This window comes from Sphingomonas sp. NPDC092440, assembly GCF_044754985.1.
Classification (GTDB): Bacteria; Pseudomonadota; Alphaproteobacteria; order Sphingomonadales; family Sphingomonadaceae; genus Sphingomonas.
This window is the reverse complement of the sequence record NZ_JBIVQA010000020.1, coordinates 16,664-35,577: the sequence shown is the minus strand read 5'-3', so window position 1 is coordinate 35,577 and position 18,914 is coordinate 16,664. Positions and strand designations below refer to the sequence as shown.

Sequence of the window (18,914 nt, the reverse complement as noted above, 5' to 3'; positions counted from 1 at the left end):
CCGGATCAGTGCAGCACCAGCTGAGCGACCGGCAGGACGGGCGTGGCATAGGCCGCCCGTTCCGCCTCGATCGCCTCGACATGGGCAAGGCGATTGTGGAGCGCGCCGGGATCGGGAAGCAGCGGCACCTTCGCCGCGCCGGCGCGGCGCGGGCGGGCCGGCGGCACCGCGCGGCGGGCATCGTCGGCCATCCCTTCGAAACGCGGCGCCTCGGCGGCGATCCCGGTGAGCAGCCTGGTCGCCTGCCGGGCGATCTGGCGGATGCGTTCCTTGGTGACGCCGGTGTCGAGGGAAACCTCGTCGAGCGTGGCGCCGTCGAAGACGCGGCGCGCGACGATCTCGCGATCGCGGCTCAGCTTGGCCTCGAGCTTCTCCAGCTCGGCGGGATCGACGCCATGGGTGGCGGAGCGCAGGCGCGGCCCCTCGGTGCGGCGCAGCGCGGCCTCGGCGCGCTTCGGGCGCGGCCGGCGGCGAAGGGCCTCGACGCCGACCTTGCGGAGCTGGTCGACATAGGCGTCGATGAGCTGGGAGACGGCGCCCTCGGCGAGATAGTCGGAAGCGGCGGCCTCGGTGCGGGCGACGGCATCCTCGTCCTCGATCATGGCCTCGGGGGCGATCTCGTCGCCATCGGTGGCGGTGAGGGCGCTGAGCGAGACGGTGGTGGCCTCGACCTTCTTGGCGGAGGGGCGCTGGTCGGTCATCAGGCGGAAGCGCAGGCTCTGGAGCTCGCCGCGGATCTGCCAGTTCACGAAGGTGGTGAACTGGGCCTTGGTGGGATCATAGGATTCGATCGCGCGGTGGACGGCGATGGCACAGCACTGCTCGGCATCTTCCCAATGCGCGGTCAGGCCATATTGGCGGACGAAGTGGCGGATGCGCGGGGCGATCAGCTTGAGGATCTGGGCAAAGGCGCGGTCGACATACACACGCTGGCGGTTGGTACGAGCGGCGCCGTCCTTCGGTGTATTCTCGATGACGGTAGCCACCGCTGCTTCCAGCGCGATCGTGATCTTCGACATGTCTGCAATCCCCTGCCGCCGCAGCGCCCGCGCTGCCGCCATCGTGTGTCGTGCGGGGAATATGAACAGGGGCAACGGGCCCGCCAATCTGGCGGGAACCCTTAGGGTAATCGCACCTTACGGACGAATCCGGGTTGCCCATGGGGCATTTGGTTAACCATCGCGGCGACTCGCCCATTCGCTCAGATATCGATCGACTCGCCGGCTCGCGCTGCCCCTGCTCTCGGCCTGCGCGGGGCGAGCCAGTGCCAGGCGAGCAGCACCGGCTCGAGTATCGCGAAACCGATCAGCACGCCGGCGAGCCGCGTCAGCGCCGGCCCGATCTGCGCATCGGCATAGCTGTCCGGCACCAGCGCGATCAGGATGGCGAGGGCGAACTGGGTGCCGACATAGCGGTGCGGATGGTCACCATTCTCCAGGTGGCGGCCGATCACCACGCCGAGCATCGTGCCAAGGATCAGCAGCACCGGCGATCCATGGGCGACGAACAGGATCAGCGCGGCGAGCCCGGCGCCGGCCAGACAGCCGAGGAAGCGCTGGGCCAGCCGCCGGCTGACCGGCAGCAGCCCGCTCGCCCCGATCGAATCGGCAGGGACGATCATCACCGCCATGATCCCGATCGCGGCCTGGGACAGCGCCGGCAGGCGCAGCCATGCCGAGAGCCCGACGAGGAGCGCGAGCGCGGTGGCAGCCTGCAGCGCGTGGCGCGCGGCCTCGGGATGCCAGCCGAGCGCCGCGGGACGCGGGCTCGGCCGGGCCGGCCAGCGGCGGCGCAGGGTGAGCGTGGAGGCGAGGCTGACCGCGACGCAGGCGAGCGTCCCGGCCACCGTCTCCAGCACGCGCGTCTCGACGAAGCGCGCGAGCGCGACATCGGGATGGGCGAGCTTGTCGAGCACCACCATCGCGAAGGTGAGCCCGAAGAACAGCCAGGCATAGGAGCGCTTGCCCGTGATCGCGGCATAAAGGGCCCCACCCCCGACCAAGAACAACGCCGCCGCCGCCGCCGGCCACCAGCCAAGGAACGGCGCGGCGGCGAGCGCGAGCAGTCCGCCCGCGCCGGTGCCGGCGATGCGCAGCAGCCCGCGCACCAGCGTCTCCGCCGCATGGCCGCGCATCACCATATAGCCGGCAAAGGCGGCCCAATAGACGCTCGCCGCGCCGATCCAGTGCGCCGCGGCGATGGCGAGCAGCACCGAGGCGGCAGCTTCCGCCTCGTCGACGGTCCGGGCGGTGACCCGGTCGATCAGGCGCTTGCGGGGAGCCGCCTCCACCATCGGATCAGGCGAAGACTTCCTCGAGGAAATTGGCCATCGCCTGCCAGCTGCGGCGATCGGCCCTGGGCTCGTAGACCACGCCCGGAATGGTGGCCGTCCTGCGGTCCCGGTCGGTGAAGGCGTGGCCGGCATGGCCATAGGCGTGGATCTGCCAATCGGCGCCTGCTTCGGTCAGCTCCCGGGCCAGCGCCACGGCCTTTTCGGGCGGCGCGATCGGGTCCTCCCAGCCATGGCAGACGAGCAGCCGGGCCGCGATCGGCGACACGCTGGCATAATCGGGCGCGTCATAGACGCCGTGGAACGAGACGCCGCCCAGGATCGAAAGGCCCGAACGCGCCATGTCGAGCACGCACTTGCCGCCGAAGCAGAAGCCGATCGCGGCCAGCTTCGCCGGATCGACCCGGTCGAAGCCGGCGAGCGCGGCGAGCGCGGCGGCGAGCCGGTCGCGCAACAAGGCGCGATCGGCGTTGAGCTGGTTCATATAGACACCCGCATCCGGCCCGTGCCGGGTGCGCTTGCCCTGGCCATAGACGTCCGCCGCCAGCGCCACATAGCCAAGCTTGGCGAGGTTCTCGGCATGGACGTTGTCGGCTTCCTTCTGGCCGAGCACATTGGGCAGGACGAGCACGCCCGGACGCAGCGTCGTCACCTCGTCCTCATAGGCGACCACCCCTTCGAAGGGGCCGCCAGGGCCTTGGTACACCAGAGTCTGCCGAACGATCGCCATCGCCTGTCTCCCTTGTCCCCGCCGCTCCTGCCGCTAAGGACGCTCGCAACCGGTTGCAAGGAGTTCGCATGCCCAAGCTCGTCCTGATCCGCCATGGCCAATCGGCCTGGAACCTCGAGAACCGCTTCACCGGCTGGTGGGACGTCGACCTGACGGAGCAGGGCGTGCAGGAGGCGACGGCCGCCGGCACGCTGATGCGCGAAAAGGGGCTCGACTTCGACCTGTGCTTCACCAGCTTCCAGAGCCGCGCGATCAAGACGCTGCACCTGGCGCTGGAGGCGATGGGCCGGCTCTGGCTGCCCGAGGAGAAGAGCTGGAAGCTCAACGAGCGCCACTATGGCGGGCTGACCGGGCTCAACAAGGCCGAGACCGCGGCGCTGCACGGCGACGAGCAGGTGAAGATCTGGCGCCGCAGCTTCGACGTGCCGCCGCCCCTCCCCGAGCAAGGCTCGCCCTGGGACCTGGCCAAGGACGCGCGCTATCACGGCGTGGCGATCCCGCAGACCGAAAGCCTGAAGGACACGATCGCCCGGGTGCTTCCCTATTGGGACGAGCGGATCGCGCCCGAGCTCAAGGCCGGCAAGCGCGTGCTGATCGCCGCGCACGGCAATTCGCTGCGCGCGCTGGTGAAGCATCTCTCGGGCATTCCCGACGACGAGATCGTGAACCTGGAGATCCCGACCGGCCAGCCGATCGTCTATGAGCTGGACGACCAGCTGAACGCGCTGGATCGCTATTATCTCAGCGAGCGGTGAGCGATCAGCCGGTGATCACGGTGCGGCGCGTGCGCAGAATGCGGACGCGCTGCATGTGGCCCGGGAGATAGCGTGCCCGGGCGCAGACGTAGAATTCGCCCCATAGCCGCTGCTCGAACGGGCGACCGTTCCAGAATCGCCGTATCGCCGGCGGCGCGTCTTTCTCGCTGTCGGCGTCGTGCAGGTTCAGCACATGCTTCGTGCCGCGAACCCATAGCCGGTTGATGCCGCTGCCATTGGCGACGTAGAAGCCGCCCCGCACCCATTGGCATTGCCCCGCCCGTGTCGGGAAAGGGGTTTGACCGGCGGCGAGCAGGGCGAGAGCGAGCAGCATGGGCCGATGCTATTGTGGCGCGGCCGGTTTCGCCAGCGGGCCAGTTCTTCCACTGAGGATGGGTTGCCCTCCCCGCCCCTCCCCTCTAGGAACGCGCCTTCCACACGAGACGGGGCAAGACGTGGCACCTCTGGTCGGCATCATCATGGGCAGCACTTCCGATTGGGAGACGATGCACCACGCCGCCAAGGTGCTCGAGAAGCTCGGCGTGCCGCACGAGACCAAGGTCGTCTCGGCGCACCGCACCCCGCAGCGGCTCTACGACTATGCCACCGGCGCGGCCGGGCGCGGCCTCAAGGTGATCATCGCCGGGGCCGGGGGCGCGGCGCACCTGCCCGGCATGGCCGCTGCGATGACGCACCTGCCGGTGCTCGGCGTGCCGGTCGAGTCCAAGGCGCTGAAGGGCATGGACAGCCTGCTCTCGATCGCCCAGATGCCCGGCGGCATCCCTGTCGGCACGCTGGCGATCGGCAAGGCGGGCGCGATCAATGCCGGCCTGCTCGCCGCCGCGATCCTGGCGACTTCGGACGAAGCGCTCGGCCAGCGCCTCCAGGCGTGGCGCGCGGCGCAGACCGAGAGCGTGGCGACCGACCCCGAATGAGCGGCGCGCTGCCCCCCGGCTCGACGATCGGCATCCTGGGCGGGGGCCAGCTCGGCCGCATGCTCGCCGTCGCCGCCGCGCAGCTCGGCTATCGCACCCATTTGCTCGCGCCCGACGAAGAGAGCGTCGCCGCGCAGACCGCCTCCAGCTACACCCGCGCCGATTATCACAGCCGCATCGTGCTCGACGAGCTCGCCGCCCAGTGCGACGTGATCACCTATGAATTCGAGAACATCGCGATCGGGCCGGTGGAGTTCCTCGCCGGCAAGGTGCCGGTACGCCCCGGCGCGCAGAGCCTGTCGATCGCGCAGGACCGGGCGCGGGAAAAGGCGTTCGTCGCCGCGCTGGGCGGGCGGACCGCGCCCTGGGCGCTGGTCGAGACCCGCGCGCAGCTCGACGCCGCGATCGCGGAGATCGGCGCGCCGTCGATCCTGAAGACGCTGCGCCTTGGCTATGACGGCAAGGGCCAGGTGCGCATCCGCGACGCGGCCGAAGCCGCCGCGGCCTGGGAGGAGATCGGCGAGCGGCCGGCGATCCTCGAAGGCTTTGTGACGTTCAGCCACGAATTCTCGATCATCACGGTGCGCGGCGTCGATGGCGCGCTGGCCAGCTATCCGCCGCCCTGGAACGAGCACAAGGACGGCATCCTCGACAAGTCGACCGTGCCCGCCCCCGCCGAGATCGCCCGCCACTGGACCGAGGCGGCCACGCTGGCCGGCCGCGTCGCCGAGGCGCTCGGCCATGTCGGGGTGCTGACGCTGGAGTTCTTCGCGACCGACGATGGCCCGGTGTTCAACGAGATGGCGCCGCGCGTGCACAATTCGGGGCACTGGACGATCGAAGGCGCCGAATGCTCGCAGTTCGAGAACCATGTCCGCGCCATTTGCGGCCTGCCGCTGGGCAGCACCGCGCTCACCGGCGCGGGCGTCGAGATGGAGAACCTGATCGGCGACCAGGCGAACCGCTGGCCCGAGCTGCTCGCCGAGCCGGGCACGCATCTCCACCTCTATGGCAAGGGCGATGCCCGGCCGGGGCGGAAGATGGGGCATGTGACGCGGGTGCGGCGCTCCTGATTCCTCCCCTGCCTGCAAGGGCGGAGATCGAGGGGTAGGTCGCGGCCTGAGGATCCCACCCTTACCGGGAGGGGGGCGTTGGGCTCAGTGCGCGGCCTTCTTCCCCGGCACCAGGTGCAGCACTCCCACGATCGCCGCGCCGACGATCATCCCGCAGATTCCCGCCCCGATCGCGCCGACCAGCCATTGGACGAAACCCTGCGCGAACGGCATCGCATGGCCGGCAATCTCGGCGAGGTGGTGCACGAAATGCGGCACCGCGTTCAGGCCGAACACCTCCAGCCCGTGCAGCAGGATGCCGCCGCCGACCCAGACCATCGCCGCCACGCCGACATGCGACAGCGCCTGGAGCAGCACCGGCATCGCCCTGACCAGGAACGCGCCGGTCCGCTGCGCGATCGCCGAGGGGCGCTTGCTCAGATGCAGGCCGATATCGTCCATCTTCACGATCAGCGCGACCACGCCATAGACGCCGATGGTGATCGCGATCGCCACGGCGGCCAGCGCCGCCGCACGCATGCCGAGCGAGGCGTCCGGCAGCTCGGCCAGCGCGATCGCCATGATCTCCGCCGACAGGATGAAGTCGGTGCGCACCGCGCCGGCGACCTGGCGCTTCTCCAGCTCGGCCGGCGTGGCGATTTCGGCGACTTCCGCCTCGGCATGGTGGCCGGCCAGCGCCTCGACGATCTTCTCGGCCGCCTCGAAGCACAGATAGGCGCCGCCGATCATCAGCAGCGGCGTCACCGCCCAGGGCGCGAAGGCGCTGAGCGCGAGCGCGACGGGCAGGATGAAGAGCAGCTTGTTGCGGAGCGAGCCGAGCGTGATCTTCCAGATGATCGGCAGCTCGCGATCCGGCGTGAGGCCGACGACATAGCGCGGCGTGACCGCGGCATCGTCGATCACCACCCCCGCCGCCTTGGTGCCGGCGCGCCCCGCAACCCCCGCCACGTCGTCCAGCGAGGCCGCCGCCAGCTTGGCGAGCGCGGCAACGTCATCCAGCAATGCGACCAGACCGCCCGGCATGTTTCCCCCTTCATGAACTGGAGTTCAGCACATAGCGGCGCCGGGCCGGCGCGCAACGCTCCCGCCTGCATCATTTCTCCTTGCCGGCCGCATCCGCACTGCGCGGCCGCCTGCAAGACAGCGGGCCCGGCCGGCGCCTGCGTCCAGCTCTGGTGCGCTCGACGGGCGCCGGCCCGGGAAGGCGCGGGGCCCCTGGCCCGGCGGTTCCGCGTCTTGCGGAAGCGGGGGTAGCGGTTCGCCCCCGCTTCCGCGCTTCTCCGAACAGCAAGGCGCCCGCCCCGCGCGGTGCGGGACGGGCGCCTCGTTACCCTGTCCAGGCGCGTGCGCTCAGGCGCGCGTGCCGGTGAGCGGGAAGGCGCCGAACGCCCCCGCGGTGACGGTGCCGGCCATGCTGTCGCCGTCCACGGTCGCCTCGCCCGTGAGCGTCATCGGCATGGGAACCGAGACGTCCATCGTCCAGCTCAGCTTGTCGCCATCGACCTTGCCGCCCTTGGCTTCGGCATTGCCCATCGCGCCGGCGAAGGTGCCGGTGAAGGTATCGCCGTCGGTCGTCACGGTGAACACCGCCGCCTGGTCGCCCAGCGGCGACTTCACGACCGTGTTCCAGCTGCCGTCCACATTCGCCATGAGAACTCTCCTGATCAATTGGCCGCCGGCTTGGTGCTTGCCAGCGACGCTGCGGGGACCACCTCGACGGGCAGGCCGATGCTGTCAAGCTGCGGCCGGACCTTTGCGGCATCGCCGACGACCACGAAAACGAACTTGTTCGGGTCGAGAGCCGCGCGTGCCGCAGCGTCAAGCTGGGCCAGGGTGAGCGCGCGATATTTTTGTGCGATGGTGCTGAAATAATCGTCCGGGCGGCGGCGCAGGTCGTTCTGCTGCATCGCGTTGAGCACGGCGTCCGACGTTTCGAAGCGGCCGGGCAGCTCGCGAGTCGAGCCATTGACTTCGCGCGTCAGCTCCTTGGGCGTCACGCCCTCGGTGGTGAGGAACGCGCGCACCTGCTGCTGGATCGCCTTGATCGAATCGCCCGTCTTGTCCGCCTGGACCGGGGCACTGATCGTGTAGGGCACGGCGTGCTCCAGGAAGGAATAGCCGCCGCCCGCGCCATAGGACCAATGCTTGGCTTCGCGCAGATCCATGTTGATGCGCGAGAGGAAGCCGGAACCGAGCGCCTGGTTGGCGGTCGTCACCGCCAGCGTGTCCGAGAAGGGATCGACGCCGGTCAGCTGCGCGGCGACGATCTGCGACTGGGGCGAATTGGGCCGGTCGATCAGGATGATCCGCGGCGTCATCGCCTGGGCCGAGGCCGCGAAGGCCTTGGTGCCGGCCGGCCCCTCGCTCTTCCAGCCGCCGAAGCGCGCCTCGAGCGCGGCCTTGATCTCGGCGAGCGGACGATCGCTGACGACGAAGATCTTGGCCTTGTCCGGGCGGATCCAGGCATTGTGCCAGGCGACGAGATCGGCGCGGGTGATCGTCTTGACCACCGCCGGATCGCCCGAGCCGGCGCCGAGCTTCGCATAGGGGCTGCCCGCGCCATAGAGCACGCGCGGCACCATGCGGCCCGACAGGCCCGTCGGGCTGGTCAGCTCCTGCGCGATGCCGGTGAGCATCTGGCCGCGCACGCGCTCGATCTCGGCCGGCGCGAAGGCGGGCCGCTCGACCACGTCGGCGAACAGATCGAGCGCACCGGCCAGGTTCGGGCTCGGCGCATCGACGCCCAGATAGGTGCGATCGGCCGAGCTGCCCGAGCCGATGGTCGCGCCCAGCCGTTCGCGCGCTTCGGCGAGCGCAGTCGAATCGAGGCTGGTGGTGCCTTCGTCCATCATGTTGAGCGTCAGGCGCTGGGTGCCGAGCTTGTCGGCCGGATCGGCGGCGACGCCGGCATCGAAGCTCATCTCGATCTGGGTGACCGGCACCGCGTTGCGATGGGCATAGACCAGCTCGATGCCGTTCGAGAGCCGGGTGCGCTCCACCTTGGGGAAGACGAGGTCGCCGATCGGGGCGACGGCGGGCATGTCGCCGCGCGTGCCCTTCACCGGCGCGGTCTTGGGGCCTTCCGCCGGCTTGGCGGCGACGGCGGCGGCTTCCTGATAGGCCTCGCGCTGGCCGGGCACCACCATGACGGTGAGCGCGGGCCGCCTGAGCCACTTGTCTGCCGCCGCGGTCACTTCGGCCGGCGTGACCCGGGCCATCGCCTCCAGCTCCTTCTTGAAGTGGAGCGGATCGCCCGAATAGAGTTCGCCCGAAGCAAGCGCCACGGCCTTGCCGCCGAAGCCGCCGACCGATTCCAGCCCGGCGATGCGGCCCGAGACATTGGTGGTGGCGACGCGCTTCACTTCATCCGCGGTCGGCCCGTTCTTGAGGAGATCGGCCAGGATCTCGTCGAGACGCTTCGACACCACCGCCGGATCGACGCCGGGCTTCACCACCGCCTGGATCGTGAAGATGCCGAGCTGCGCCATCGACTGGACGTTGCTCGACACCTGGACCGCGGTCTTGTCCTTGCGGACCAGCTCATTGTCGAGCCGCGAGCTGGCAAGGCCGCCCAGCACCGAGGCGAAGACGTTGAGCGCCGTCGCATCCTTGTCGTTCAGGCCGGGCACCGCCCAGCTGCGCAGGATCAGGGTGGCGGCGACATTGTCCTTGATCGTCACCGTCTTGGGCGCGGCCAGCGTCGGCACGGTCACCTGCGGCAGCACGCTCTTCGGGCCGGCCGGGATCGCGCCGAAATATTTCTCGACCAGCGGCCGGGCTTCCTTGACGTCGACATCGCCGGCAAGGACGAGGATCGCGTTGTTCGGGCCATAATGGGCGCGGAACCAATTCTTGACGTCGTCGAGGCTGGCGGCATCGAGATCGGCCATCGAGCCGATCACGTTATGGCCATAGGGCGTGGTGCCGAGCAGTTCCTCGAGCACCTTGTAATAGACCAGGCCATAGGGCTGGTTGTCGCCCTGGCGCTTCTCGTTCTGGACGACGCCGCGCTGCTCGTCGAGCACGCCCTGGGTGATCGCGCCGAGCAGATAGCCCATGCGGTCGCTCTCCAGGAACAGCGCGCGCTCGAGCGCCGGGCGCGGCACCGTCTCGAAATAATTGGTGCGATCGAAGCTGGTGGTGCCGTTGAAATCGGTGGCGCCGACCTGCTTGAGCGGCTCGAAGAAATCGTCCGGGGCATTTTCCGAGCCGTTGAACATCAGATGCTCGAACAGGTGGGCGAAGCCGGTCTTGCCAGCGGGCTCGTGCTTCGAGCCGACATCATACCAGGTGGAAACCGCGACGATCGGCGCCTTGCGATCGGTATGGACCAGCACGCGCAGGCCGTTCGCGAGCGTGAAGCCCTCATAGGGGATGTCGACCTTCTTCACGAGCTCGGCCACCGGGACCGGCTTGGCCTGAGCTCCGGCGGCAGCGGCGGCGGTGGCGGTGGGCGCCTGCTGCGCGAAGACGGGCATAGCGGCGCCGATCGCCAGCGCGCAGATCGACGCGCCGCAAAGCATCCGGAACGATTTCATGTTGCTGTTACCCCGAGAGAGAGACGATGGTGGGACGAGCATAACGCCGGGCAGGGTCGCCGCAAGCCGGTTGCGCCCGCATCCATTTGCTCTAGCCTGTGGAAGATTGCGCCATTCCGGGGAGAAATCCGTGCACTTCAGACCGTTTCTCATCGCGCTGGCGCTCGGCCTGGCGCCGGCCGCCGCATGGGCGCAGGCGGGGGCCGGGGAACCGGTGTTCAGCCCGGACGAAGTACGCGCGCATGTCGAGTTCCTCGCCGACGATCTGCTCGGCGGGCGCGACAACGGCACCCAGGGGTTCGAGATCGCGGCGCGCTATGTCTCCAGCCGCTTCGACGCGATGGGATTCAAGCCCGGTGGAACGCAAGGCTGGTACCAGCCGGTGAACATCGCCGATTATGTGCTCGATGCCGGGAAGCCCGCCTCGCTCACGGTAGGTACGAAGCGGTTCGCGAGCGGCGAGGACGTGCTGTTCGGCCCGAGCCCGCTCTATGGAAGCGAGACCCAGACCCTCACTGCCGACGCGGTGTTCGTCGGCCATGGCCGCGAGGCGGACTATGCGGGGATCGACGCGGCCGGCAAGTTCGTCGTCACGCTGCTCGGCAATCCGCCGGGCACCGCGCCCGGCAAGCTCGACAAGGCGGCCGTCGCCGGCAGGCACGGCGCGCTCGGCCTGATCTATCTCCTCACGCCGGACAATCTGAAGGGCGCTTTCCCCTGGGCCCAGGCCGTCACCTATTTCCAGGGCCCGCAGACCAACTGGCTGAGCCCCGACGGCTTTCCCAAGGGCGAGAATCCCGGGCTCAGGATCGGCGCCTATGTGAAGGGCGCCGCCGCCGAGGCGCTGTTCCGGGACGCGCCGATGCGCGCCGGCCAGCTCTATGCCATGCTCGCCACGCCTGGCGGCATGCCGGGCAGCTTCGCGCTCAAGCCGCGGCTCACGCTGCAGCGGACCAGCATCGTCACGGTGAAGAAGAGCGAGAATGTGATCGGCATCCTGCCGGGATCCGATCCGAAGCTCGCCAATGAATATGTCGTGCTCTCCGCGCATCTCGACCATGAAGGCACCGATCCGGGACTGGAAGGCGAGGACAAGATCTACAATGGCGCGATGGACAATGCCGCGGGCGTGGCGACGATGCTCGAGGCCGCGCGCGCCTTCGTCCAGAGCGGCAGGCGTCCGCGCCGCTCGATCCTGTTCGTGGCGCTGACCGCCGAGGAGGATGGGCTGATCGGCTCCGAGTTCCTCGCCCGCTATCCGGTGGTGGGCAGCGGCAAGGTGGTGGCCGACGTCAATCTCGACATGCCGATCCTGCTCTATGACTTCCGGGACGTCGTCGCCTTCGGCGCCGAGCATTCGACGCTCGGGCCGATCGTCGCGCGCGCGGCGGCGAGGATGGGCGTGACGCTCTCCCCCGATCCGATGCCCGAGGAGCAGCTGTTCCTGCGCTCGGATCACTATAGCTTCGTCAAGGCGGGGGTGCCGTCGATCTTCCTGGTCACCGGCTTCGCCAATGGCGGCGAGAAGGCGTTCCGCGACTTCCTGAGGACGCATTACCACAAGGTGAGCGACGATATCCGCCAGCCGTTCGACTGGCAGGCCGGCGCCAAGTTCGCGAAGATCAACTATCTGATCGCGCGCGAGATCGCCGATGCCGATCAGGAGCCGCGCTGGTACCAGGGCAACAGCTTCGGCGAGCGCTATGCCAAGGATGCGCCCAAGGCGCCGCGCCCGGCAGGGGCGCCGGCCGCCGCGCAAAAGCTGCTCTCGATCACCGTAGCGCCGCCGGCGAAGAACTGAGCGGTGCGGAAACGGGGCTTTCTGTGCTTTTCCGCCGGGCGGAAAGGCGGCAGGCTCGCGCGGTAGCCGTGCGAGGATGCAACCCGCCGTGTACCAGGCCGACAAGCGCAAGCGGATTGCCGATCGCCCGGCCGCGCCCCGGCTCGTGGCGTCCACGCCACCCGTGCAGCGCGCGGCGACGCCCGCGCCGCATCACGCCCTCCCCGCCAGCGTCGGGATCGGCCCGCCCGATCGCACCGGCCTGCCCGACGGGCTGAAGAGCGGGATCGAAACCCTGTCGGGCCTGTCGATGGCCGATGTCCGCGTGCATCGCGGATCGCACCGGCCCGCCGCCGTCCGGGCCCATGCCTATACCCAGGGCAGCGAGATCCACCTGGCGCCCGGGCAGGAACACCACTTGCCGCACGAGGCCTGGCACGTCGTCCAGCAGAAGCAGGGCCGGGTGCGCCCCATGTTCGATCTGAACGGCACCGCGATCAACGACGACGCCGGACTGGAGGGTGAGGCCGACCGGATGGGCACCCGGGCGCTGGCAAGCCCCTCCGGGCCTGGCATCGTCACGGGCGGTGCTCCACGCTTGGCCCCCGCAACCGGCGGCGTGGTGCAGGGCAAGCTCTATATGTCGGGCACACCGCTCAACACCGACAAGGAAAGGCTGCAATGGTTCTACACGCAGAAACAGGGAACCCAGGCCCGCAAGCTGGCGGGGTCGCAGGTGACCTTCGGCGAGGTCTATGCCCAGATCGATAGCTGGGCGAAGGACGATGTGGAGGGAACGGCCCGCGAGTATCAACAATATGAGCCATTGTTCAGAGCCGCGGTGGGCGCGGTGCTGGAGCGCAAGAAGGCCGAGCGCGGCGTGGTCGCGCCGGTCTCCACCTTCGACCCCGTGGGCATGCCGCGCGCGACGGGGCCCCTTGGCGAGGAGGCCGACAAGATCGAGCGCAGCGTCAAGCTGCGCCGCCGAGCATCGGAAGTCGCCGAGGACACGCAGGGGCTGCGCACCAGCGACAAGCGCTCCTTCCGCCACAGAGATGACGAAGCGTTGGAATATCGCGTGACCACCTGGGGGCACAAGCTGGACGGCGGTGCGCTCGATCACAGCTATTCCGCGCTGATCGGCAAGCTGCGCAGCCGCGAGCGCACCGATCGGGATATCGCGAAGATCCTCGCCGATGCACTCGAAGGCGGCGACTATCCCGAAGGCGCGCGCGATATCATCCGCAAGTTCGTCGCGATCGTGCACAGCTCGGAGCTGGCGCGCGCCGCGATCAACCCGACCGCCATGTACGCTGCGCTGCGCAACTTCGCGAACGGCCGTGCCACGGATGACAAGGGGTTGTTCCACTATCTCCAGAACACCGTGCTGTTCGTGATGGCGGAGGACGACAATAATGGCCTGGGCGGTTCGCGGATGAGCCAGCATCATCGCGGGAATCTGGCATTCGATCGTAACAACGCGGCGTTCAAGCGCATCGCCGTCGCCGAGCACGATGCGCTGGCGCTCTTCGCCGCCCATTCGGGATATGATCTGAGCGCGGAAGGCAATTTCGAGACCTTCGTGCAGCAGCTTACGCGCTATCTCGAACATGCGCGCGCGCAACTGTTCCCCGAACAGCACCGCAACTTCAAGAAACCGGTTTCGGCGGCAGTGACGTCGAGCCTCGCCCATTCCGAGGCGACAGGGATGGAAGAGGAGATCGAAACGTCCGAAAGCATGCAGCCGAGCCAGGCCGGGTCCAGCCACAAGCGAAGCCGAAGCGGGGAAGAGATGAAGCCATCCCCCCTGGAACAGCCCGGGCATGAAGAGGAGCGCGCGCCGCGAGGGCCGCGGATCCCGGACATGCGCGACGCCGTGGAGTTCGAGGGCCATCTGTTCTCGCCCAATGTCGAAGATGTGCGCGACCTTGGCCAATGCCTGTGGGACACCCTCCGCTGGCTGGGCGTCCCCCCCATCAAGCTCGCCGCCGCCGCGGAGCAGGCGGAGTTGACCGTCGACGCGCATGTCAACGTCCAGGAGCTCGCCCCGTTACTGGTCGCGCTCAACCACCAGGGCGTGCAGATCCGCATCCGGCTGGTCGGCTTCGACCTGATCGATCTCGCGGTCCGCGAGGCGATCACCTATGGGGATGCCGGCCCGATGGCCTATATCGGCCTGTTCATGCAGGGCGAGGACGGGCATTTCGTTCCGGGCATCCCGACGGAGAAATAGGCCCTGCCGCCTGGCTTCGAGATCGCGCGCCGCACGCCCTGCGCGAGCAAGCCGCGGATCCCCACGCTCGAGTCCGGCGCCCGCGCATGGTGAGAAAGGCCGGAGCTTTCGCCCCGGCCCTCCCGTTTCTTCCCCTGCTGTCCGTGGGGAAGAGACACTCAGAACCCCGCCTTCAGCGTCACGAAGAACTGCTGCGGCGCGCCGACCATCAGCGTCTGGTTGTCGCCCGAATTGCCGAAGCCGTTCGTGCCGATCGTCGAGACATATTTCTTGTCGAGCAGGTTGGTCGCGTTGGCCTGGATCTCCAGGCCATGGCCGCCCAGGTCGAACTTGTAGCCGAGCATGGCATCGACCAGCACGCGGCCGGCGATCGACTGGTCGTTGGTATAGGTGAAGTAGCGCCGGCTCATATAATTGGCGCCGATCCGGGCATTGAAGCCGGCATGGTCGTAGGTCAGCTCGCCCTTGAGCAGATGCTTGGGAGCATCGACCACGGTCTTGCCCTTGGTCGCCGCGAGCAGCGTGCCGCCGGCGTTGCGCACATCGTCGCGATAGGTCGAGTCATTATAGCTGTACGAGACGAACGCGCCGAAGCCGCTGCCCAGGCGAAGGTCGCCCGTCGCCTCGAAGCCGATGGCGCGGACGTCGCCGACATTCTGCAGCGTCACCGGATTGCCGACGATGCCGGCACCGGTGGTGACGCCGAGCAGGCGGTTGCGGAAGTTGACGTAATAGCCGGCGAGCGAGCCGGTGAACGGCCCCGAGCGCAGGCGGCCGCCCAGTTCCCAGGTGTCCGACTGCTCGGGCTTGAGCCTGGTCGAGCCCGAGAGCAGCGCGTTGAAGCCGGCCTGGGTGGTCGCGAACGGGCCGCTGGTGGCGGAGGCGACGAAGGCGCGGGTCACCTGGGTGAAACCGCCGAACAGCTCGGCCCCGGCGCCGAGGCGATAGTTGAAGCCCGCGGTCGGCTGGAACCAGTCGGTCACGTCGATCCTGCCGCGCGCCAGCGTGCCGGCCACGTTCGGATCGGCCGCGTTCTTCACCTTGAAGCCCTTCCAGCCCAGGTTCAGCGTCAGGTCCCCGAAGGTCAGCTTGTCCTGGACGTAATATTGGAAGGTGTCCGTCGTATAGTCATAGTCCCACTGGGTCGCGAACGGGTTCGCCTGGAAATCGAGGCTGCGGCGCGACGGCGCGGTGCGGCTCGACAGGGCGTAGAAGCGGCGGGCCTGCTGGAAATCGTTGCGCTCGTACCAGAAGCCGATCGTCACGTCGTTATGCTCGCCGAGCTTGCCGCCGGTATGGCCGAACACGCCCTTGCGGTTGATGTCGTACTCGGTGGTGCGGATCGAGATGGGCGAGGTGCCGCCCGGGCTCGGCACATAGGGCGTGAACCACAGGCCCTGGCCGTGATTATTGTGGTAATAGCCCTTGAGCGCGAAGCGCAGGCCGCCGCTCTCGCCCTCGACGCCGAGCGAGCCCAGCCAGTCGCGACGCAGGCCGGCGGCGTCGAAATAGGCATCGTCCAGACTGCCGATCGGCGCGGGGAAGACCTTGCCCGCCGCCGGATTGCTCGGCGCCAGGCCGGTGATGTCCGAAAGGCCGTCGGGGACGGGCGCGCCGGTGGTGTTGTTCACATTGTCGATATTGTTGGCGACATCGGCGACGCGCACCGCCAGCGCATAGTCGTTCGAGATATTGTCCCATTTGTAGCCCAGCCGCTTCAGCATGCCGAGCGACAGGTCCTGATAGTCGTTCTCGCGGCGATCGGAATAGCTGATCGTGCCGACCAGGCGGACATCGTCGGCCACCGGGGCGACGATCTTGCCGTTCGCCTGGTTGGTGCGCTGCGAACCCCAGCCCTTCCACTTGTCCATGTCCGAATAGACATAGGAGGCATAGGCCTTCACGCCGCCGCCGATATCGCCGCTCTCGATCCGGCCGAAGATGCGCTTGGTGTTCGCGCTGCCATAAGTGCCCTCGGCGCGGATGCCGAACTGGTCCGACGGATCGCGCGAGAAGAATTCCAGCGTGCCGCCGAGATTGTTGGTCGCCTGGGTGCCGAGCGAGCCGGCGCCCTGCGACACCCGGACCTCGCCGACATTCTCGCTGGTGATCGCGCGGCTGATATGGAGGCCGTTGACGTTGCCATAGCTGGCGTCGCCGAGCGGTATGCCGTCGAGCGTGAAGCCGAGCTGGTTCTGGTTGAAGCTGCGGATCGAGACGCGCGTCGCCCATTCATAGGCACCGAAGGGATCGGCGGACTGGAAGTTGACGCTCGGCAGCTTCTCGATCGCCTTCAAGGGGCTGGTGCCGGCGGCGAGCTCGGCGATGTCGCTGCTCGAGAGCTGCTGGACCTGGCGCGTCTCGCCGCGGCCGATCACCACGATATGGTTCTGGTCCGCGCCGTCGTCGGCGGCGGGAACCGGCGCGGCCGGCGCGTCCTGCGCGAAGGCGGCACCGGAAAGCAGCATCGAAGTGCCGGCGAGCAGAATGGAAAGCTTGCGCATGAGCGGGTTCCCCCCAGGGTTTGTTTTCGGCACGGGCACGGTGCCCGGCAGCCGGGGGCTAGAATTTGTGCGTTGCAACATCGCGTAACCGCGATGTCATTTGCACGACCTTGAAGTTACAGCTTCGGGGCAAGCGGCGACGGCGGCGAGCGGCCCCATAACGAAGCAAATCGGCGTTCCCCTTTGCGGCCGGGTGCGCCATAGTGGGCCGGGAGACGGTCCGCAGAGGAGGCAGCGGATGCATGCTCGTCTGCAGACCCGGCCCAGACAATCGCCCCATGGCCAGCCATCCTGCCCGCTCCGCGGCGCGCCGTCCGCCGCACCGCGCGCCGAGCCGCGCGCGCCGGGCACGGTCCTGCAGATGGCCATAGCGTCCGAGACGGTCGCCGATTATGCCCGCTCGCATGCCGCCGGCGTGGCACGCACCGCCGGCCCCAACCGCACCGGCCTGCCCGACGGGCTCAAGCACGGGATCGAGACGCTCTCGGGCATATCGCTCGACGACGTTCGCGTGCATCGCAACTCGTCGCGCCCCGCGCAGCTGAAGGCGCACGCCTATGCCCAGGGCTCGGATATCCATCTGGCCCCGGGCAAGGAGCGCCACCTGCCGCACGAGGCCTGGCATATCGTCCAGCAGAAACAGGGCCGGGTCGGCCCGACGGCGCGGGCCGGCAACCTGCCGGTGAACGACGATCTCACGCTCGAGAACGAGGCCGACAGGATGGCTGCGCGTGCGACGCGCGCGCAGCCATCATCCGGCGGGGCGATGGCTCCGGCGACGGCGCCGCCATCGGCCGCCGTGGCACAATGCATCCAGGTGGACGAGGACGATATCGGCGAATCGTTCGACGTGACGACGGTCGACGGCGTCCGCCAGGAAGGCGAGCTGGAGGAGATACGCGGCGGCGGCTGGTACCTGTTCGACGTCGGGCTGGTGCGCGGCCAGCGCAACATCCATGCGCGCGCCGGCGCCATGGTGGAATCCGACGATTCGGATCTGGATTCGGGCAGCGATTCGGATGTTGAGGAATCGAGCGACGACGAGGACATGGGCGGCACGTCGAGCTCGATCACCTACAGCAATGCGCGCGTGTCGACCAGCGATGGCGAGTTCGACATCGGCGAGATCGCCCGCGCCAACAATGTCAGCGTGCGCACTGCGCTGATGATGATCCGCAACAGCTACCGGGTCGTCCCGCGGACGCTGCGGCTCCACTATCCGTTCGGCAGCAAGACCATGTCGCGCGGCGGCGAGGCGTTCGACACGCCTTCCGAGACGACCAAGCAGCCCCAGGGCATGGTCGGCTACCGCGCCAAGGACTATGGCAAGAAGCACAAGAAGGTCGGCAAGGACTATGACGACTGGGCCGACGAGCTTTCGGACAGCGACGAGGACGAGGAGGACAAGAAGGATCGCGCGCGCGACATCCTCGCCTTCCTGAACGACGACGAGACGATGAAGTTCAGCGACATGACCAGCCGGCAGAAGGCCGCGCTCGGCGGGCTGCTGTCGGTCGCGCTGCTCTCCGACCCGATGCGCACCGAGTTCAACTCGCGCCGCACCGAGCGGGACTTCATCCGCCAGCTGCGCGCCCGCGCGCGCGGCGAGACGAGCTTCCACGCGATCTTCGGCAGCAAGACGGGTTCGACCTTCCTGCCGGCGCGCAAGGGCGGCTCGAAGGACCAGCGCAAGGCGCTGCGCGACGAAACCAGCAAGGCGACGAAGGAGCTGCAAGGCCGCGCGGCGCTGTGGCAGAACAATTGCCTGATCAATGCGATCTGCTGGGCGGCGCACGGGCGCAGCGCGACGCTGATCGAGCTGCTCAACATCCGCTTCAATCTCAACAATGTCGGCGAGATGATGGTCGCCACTCCGCAGACGGTCGGCGTGATCCGGCAGGTGCTGGGGATCAACAACCAGATACTGGTTCGCTATCCGGTGGGCAGCGGCGCGCTCAACGAGACGATCATCGGCATCCCGCCGACGCTGACGATCTACCATACCGGCGGCGACCATTTCCAGCATACCATGCCATTGGGCGTGTTCTATCAATGAGGCACGCGCAGTCCGCTCCG

The 18,914-nt window shown here is 68.4% G+C and carries 14 protein-coding genes; 6 read left to right on the top strand and 8 right to left on the bottom strand.

Going from position 1 to position 18,914, the window contains the following annotated elements; translation table 11 throughout:
- Positions 1-5 precede the first annotated feature (5 nt).
- The 3 genes from ACIQCS_RS22390 to ACIQCS_RS22380 form a co-directional block, all read right to left on the bottom strand.
- A complete protein-coding gene (locus tag ACIQCS_RS22390; RefSeq protein WP_345848965.1) occupies positions 6-1,019 on the bottom strand; it encodes a sigma factor-like helix-turn-helix DNA-binding protein in 1,014 nt (337 codons plus the stop codon).
- A gap of 182 nt (positions 1,020-1,201) precedes the next feature.
- Entirely contained in the window at positions 1,202-2,293 is a 1,092-nt protein-coding gene (locus ACIQCS_RS22385; RefSeq protein ID WP_401531849.1) for an FUSC family protein, read from the bottom strand.
- Positions 2,294-2,297: 4 nt separating this feature from the next.
- Positions 2,298-3,020: a dienelactone hydrolase family protein gene (locus ACIQCS_RS22380; protein ID WP_345848968.1), complete on the bottom strand. Its 723-nt coding sequence runs from the start codon at positions 3,018-3,020 to the stop codon at positions 2,298-2,300.
- 68 nt (positions 3,021-3,088) lie between these two features.
- Here ACIQCS_RS22380 and gpmA point away from each other — a divergent pair, with 68 nt between their 5' ends.
- Positions 3,089-3,775 (top strand): 2,3-diphosphoglycerate-dependent phosphoglycerate mutase, encoded by a 687-nt coding sequence (gene gpmA, locus ACIQCS_RS22375; protein ID WP_345848969.1) that lies wholly within the window; start codon positions 3,089-3,091, stop codon positions 3,773-3,775.
- 4 nt (positions 3,776-3,779) lie between these two features.
- Here gpmA and ACIQCS_RS22370 read toward each other — a convergent pair whose 3' ends face one another.
- A complete protein-coding gene (locus ACIQCS_RS22370) occupies positions 3,780-4,109 on the bottom strand; it encodes a hypothetical protein (protein ID WP_345848971.1) in 330 nt (109 codons plus the stop codon).
- 145 nt (positions 4,110-4,254) lie between these two features.
- On the opposite strand from ACIQCS_RS22370, the gene purE reads away from it, so the two are divergent.
- Positions 4,255-4,710, top strand: a complete 456-nt coding sequence (gene purE, locus ACIQCS_RS22365; protein ID WP_345852016.1) for a 5-(carboxyamino)imidazole ribonucleotide mutase — start codon at positions 4,255-4,257, stop codon at positions 4,708-4,710.
- Positions 4,707-5,783 carry a 5-(carboxyamino)imidazole ribonucleotide synthase gene (locus ACIQCS_RS22360; protein ID WP_345848972.1) on the top strand — a complete coding sequence of 359 codons (1,077 nt, stop codon included), beginning with the start codon at positions 4,707-4,709 and terminating at the stop codon, positions 5,781-5,783. The genes purE and ACIQCS_RS22360 overlap by 4 nt, the downstream gene beginning before the upstream one ends.
- Before the next feature lie 84 nt (positions 5,784-5,867).
- Here the strand turns inward: ACIQCS_RS22360 and ACIQCS_RS22355 are convergent, their stop codons facing one another.
- The 3 genes from ACIQCS_RS22355 to ACIQCS_RS22345 form a co-directional block, all read right to left on the bottom strand.
- Positions 5,868-6,806 (bottom strand): DUF808 domain-containing protein, encoded by a 939-nt coding sequence (locus ACIQCS_RS22355; protein WP_345848973.1) that lies wholly within the window; start codon positions 6,804-6,806, stop codon positions 5,868-5,870.
- A gap of 327 nt (positions 6,807-7,133) precedes the next feature.
- On the bottom strand, positions 7,134-7,433 hold the full coding sequence (locus ACIQCS_RS22350; RefSeq protein WP_280280541.1) for a hypothetical protein: 300 nt from the start codon (positions 7,431-7,433) through the stop codon (positions 7,134-7,136).
- A 14-nt stretch (positions 7,434-7,447) separates the two neighbouring features.
- Positions 7,448-10,321, bottom strand: coding sequence for a pitrilysin family protein (locus tag ACIQCS_RS22345; protein ID WP_345848976.1), 2,874 nt, complete (start codon positions 10,319-10,321; stop codon positions 7,448-7,450).
- Positions 10,322-10,451: 130 nt separating this feature from the next.
- On the opposite strand from ACIQCS_RS22345, the gene ACIQCS_RS22340 reads away from it, so the two are divergent.
- Positions 10,452-12,122, top strand: a complete 1,671-nt coding sequence (locus ACIQCS_RS22340) for a M20/M25/M40 family metallo-hydrolase (RefSeq protein WP_345848978.1) — start codon at positions 10,452-10,454, stop codon at positions 12,120-12,122.
- 88 nt (positions 12,123-12,210) lie between these two features.
- The gene (locus tag ACIQCS_RS22335; RefSeq protein WP_401531845.1) at positions 12,211-14,334 is read left to right on the top strand and encodes a DUF4157 domain-containing protein; all 2,124 of its coding nucleotides are present in this window, start codon (positions 12,211-12,213) and stop codon (positions 14,332-14,334) included.
- Positions 14,335-14,492: 158 nt separating this feature from the next.
- Here ACIQCS_RS22335 and ACIQCS_RS22330 read toward each other — a convergent pair whose 3' ends face one another.
- On the bottom strand, positions 14,493-16,838 hold the full coding sequence (locus ACIQCS_RS22330) for a TonB-dependent receptor domain-containing protein (RefSeq protein ID WP_345848981.1): 2,346 nt from the start codon (positions 16,836-16,838) through the stop codon (positions 14,493-14,495).
- Positions 16,839-17,076: 238 nt separating this feature from the next.
- On the opposite strand from ACIQCS_RS22330, the gene ACIQCS_RS22325 reads away from it, so the two are divergent.
- Positions 17,077-18,894 (top strand): DUF4157 domain-containing protein, encoded by a 1,818-nt coding sequence (locus tag ACIQCS_RS22325; protein ID WP_345848983.1) that lies wholly within the window; start codon positions 17,077-17,079, stop codon positions 18,892-18,894.
- Positions 18,895-18,914: the final 20 nt, after the last annotated feature.

What these genes read in the sequence shown, in the direction of transcription:
- ACIQCS_RS22390 (WP_345848965.1), bottom strand. Translation starts at nt 1,019, where the DNA reads ATGTCGAAGATCACGATCGCGCTGGAAGCAGCGGTGGCTACCGTCATC.
- ACIQCS_RS22385 (WP_401531849.1), bottom strand. Translation starts at nt 2,293, where the DNA reads ATGGTGGAGGCGGCTCCCCGCAAGCGCCTGATCGACCGGGTCACCGCC.
- ACIQCS_RS22380 (WP_345848968.1), bottom strand. Translation starts at nt 3,020, where the DNA reads ATGGCGATCGTTCGGCAGACTCTGGTGTACCAAGGCCCTGGCGGCCCC.
- gpmA (WP_345848969.1), top strand. Translation starts at nt 3,089, where the DNA reads ATGCCCAAGCTCGTCCTGATCCGCCATGGCCAATCGGCCTGGAACCTC.
- ACIQCS_RS22370 (WP_345848971.1), bottom strand. Translation starts at nt 4,109, where the DNA reads ATGCTGCTCGCTCTCGCCCTGCTCGCCGCCGGTCAAACCCCTTTCCCG.
- purE (WP_345852016.1), top strand. Translation starts at nt 4,255, where the DNA reads ATGGGCAGCACTTCCGATTGGGAGACGATGCACCACGCCGCCAAGGTG.
- ACIQCS_RS22360 (WP_345848972.1), top strand. Translation starts at nt 4,707, where the DNA reads ATGAGCGGCGCGCTGCCCCCCGGCTCGACGATCGGCATCCTGGGCGGG.
- ACIQCS_RS22355 (WP_345848973.1), bottom strand. Translation starts at nt 6,806, where the DNA reads ATGCCGGGCGGTCTGGTCGCATTGCTGGATGACGTTGCCGCGCTCGCC.
- ACIQCS_RS22350 (WP_280280541.1), bottom strand. Translation starts at nt 7,433, where the DNA reads ATGGCGAATGTGGACGGCAGCTGGAACACGGTCGTGAAGTCGCCGCTG.
- ACIQCS_RS22345 (WP_345848976.1), bottom strand. Translation starts at nt 10,321, where the DNA reads ATGAAATCGTTCCGGATGCTTTGCGGCGCGTCGATCTGCGCGCTGGCG.
- ACIQCS_RS22330 (WP_345848981.1), bottom strand. Translation starts at nt 16,838, where the DNA reads ATGCGCAAGCTTTCCATTCTGCTCGCCGGCACTTCGATGCTGCTTTCC.
- ACIQCS_RS22325 (WP_345848983.1), top strand. Translation starts at nt 17,077, where the DNA reads ATGCATGCTCGTCTGCAGACCCGGCCCAGACAATCGCCCCATGGCCAG.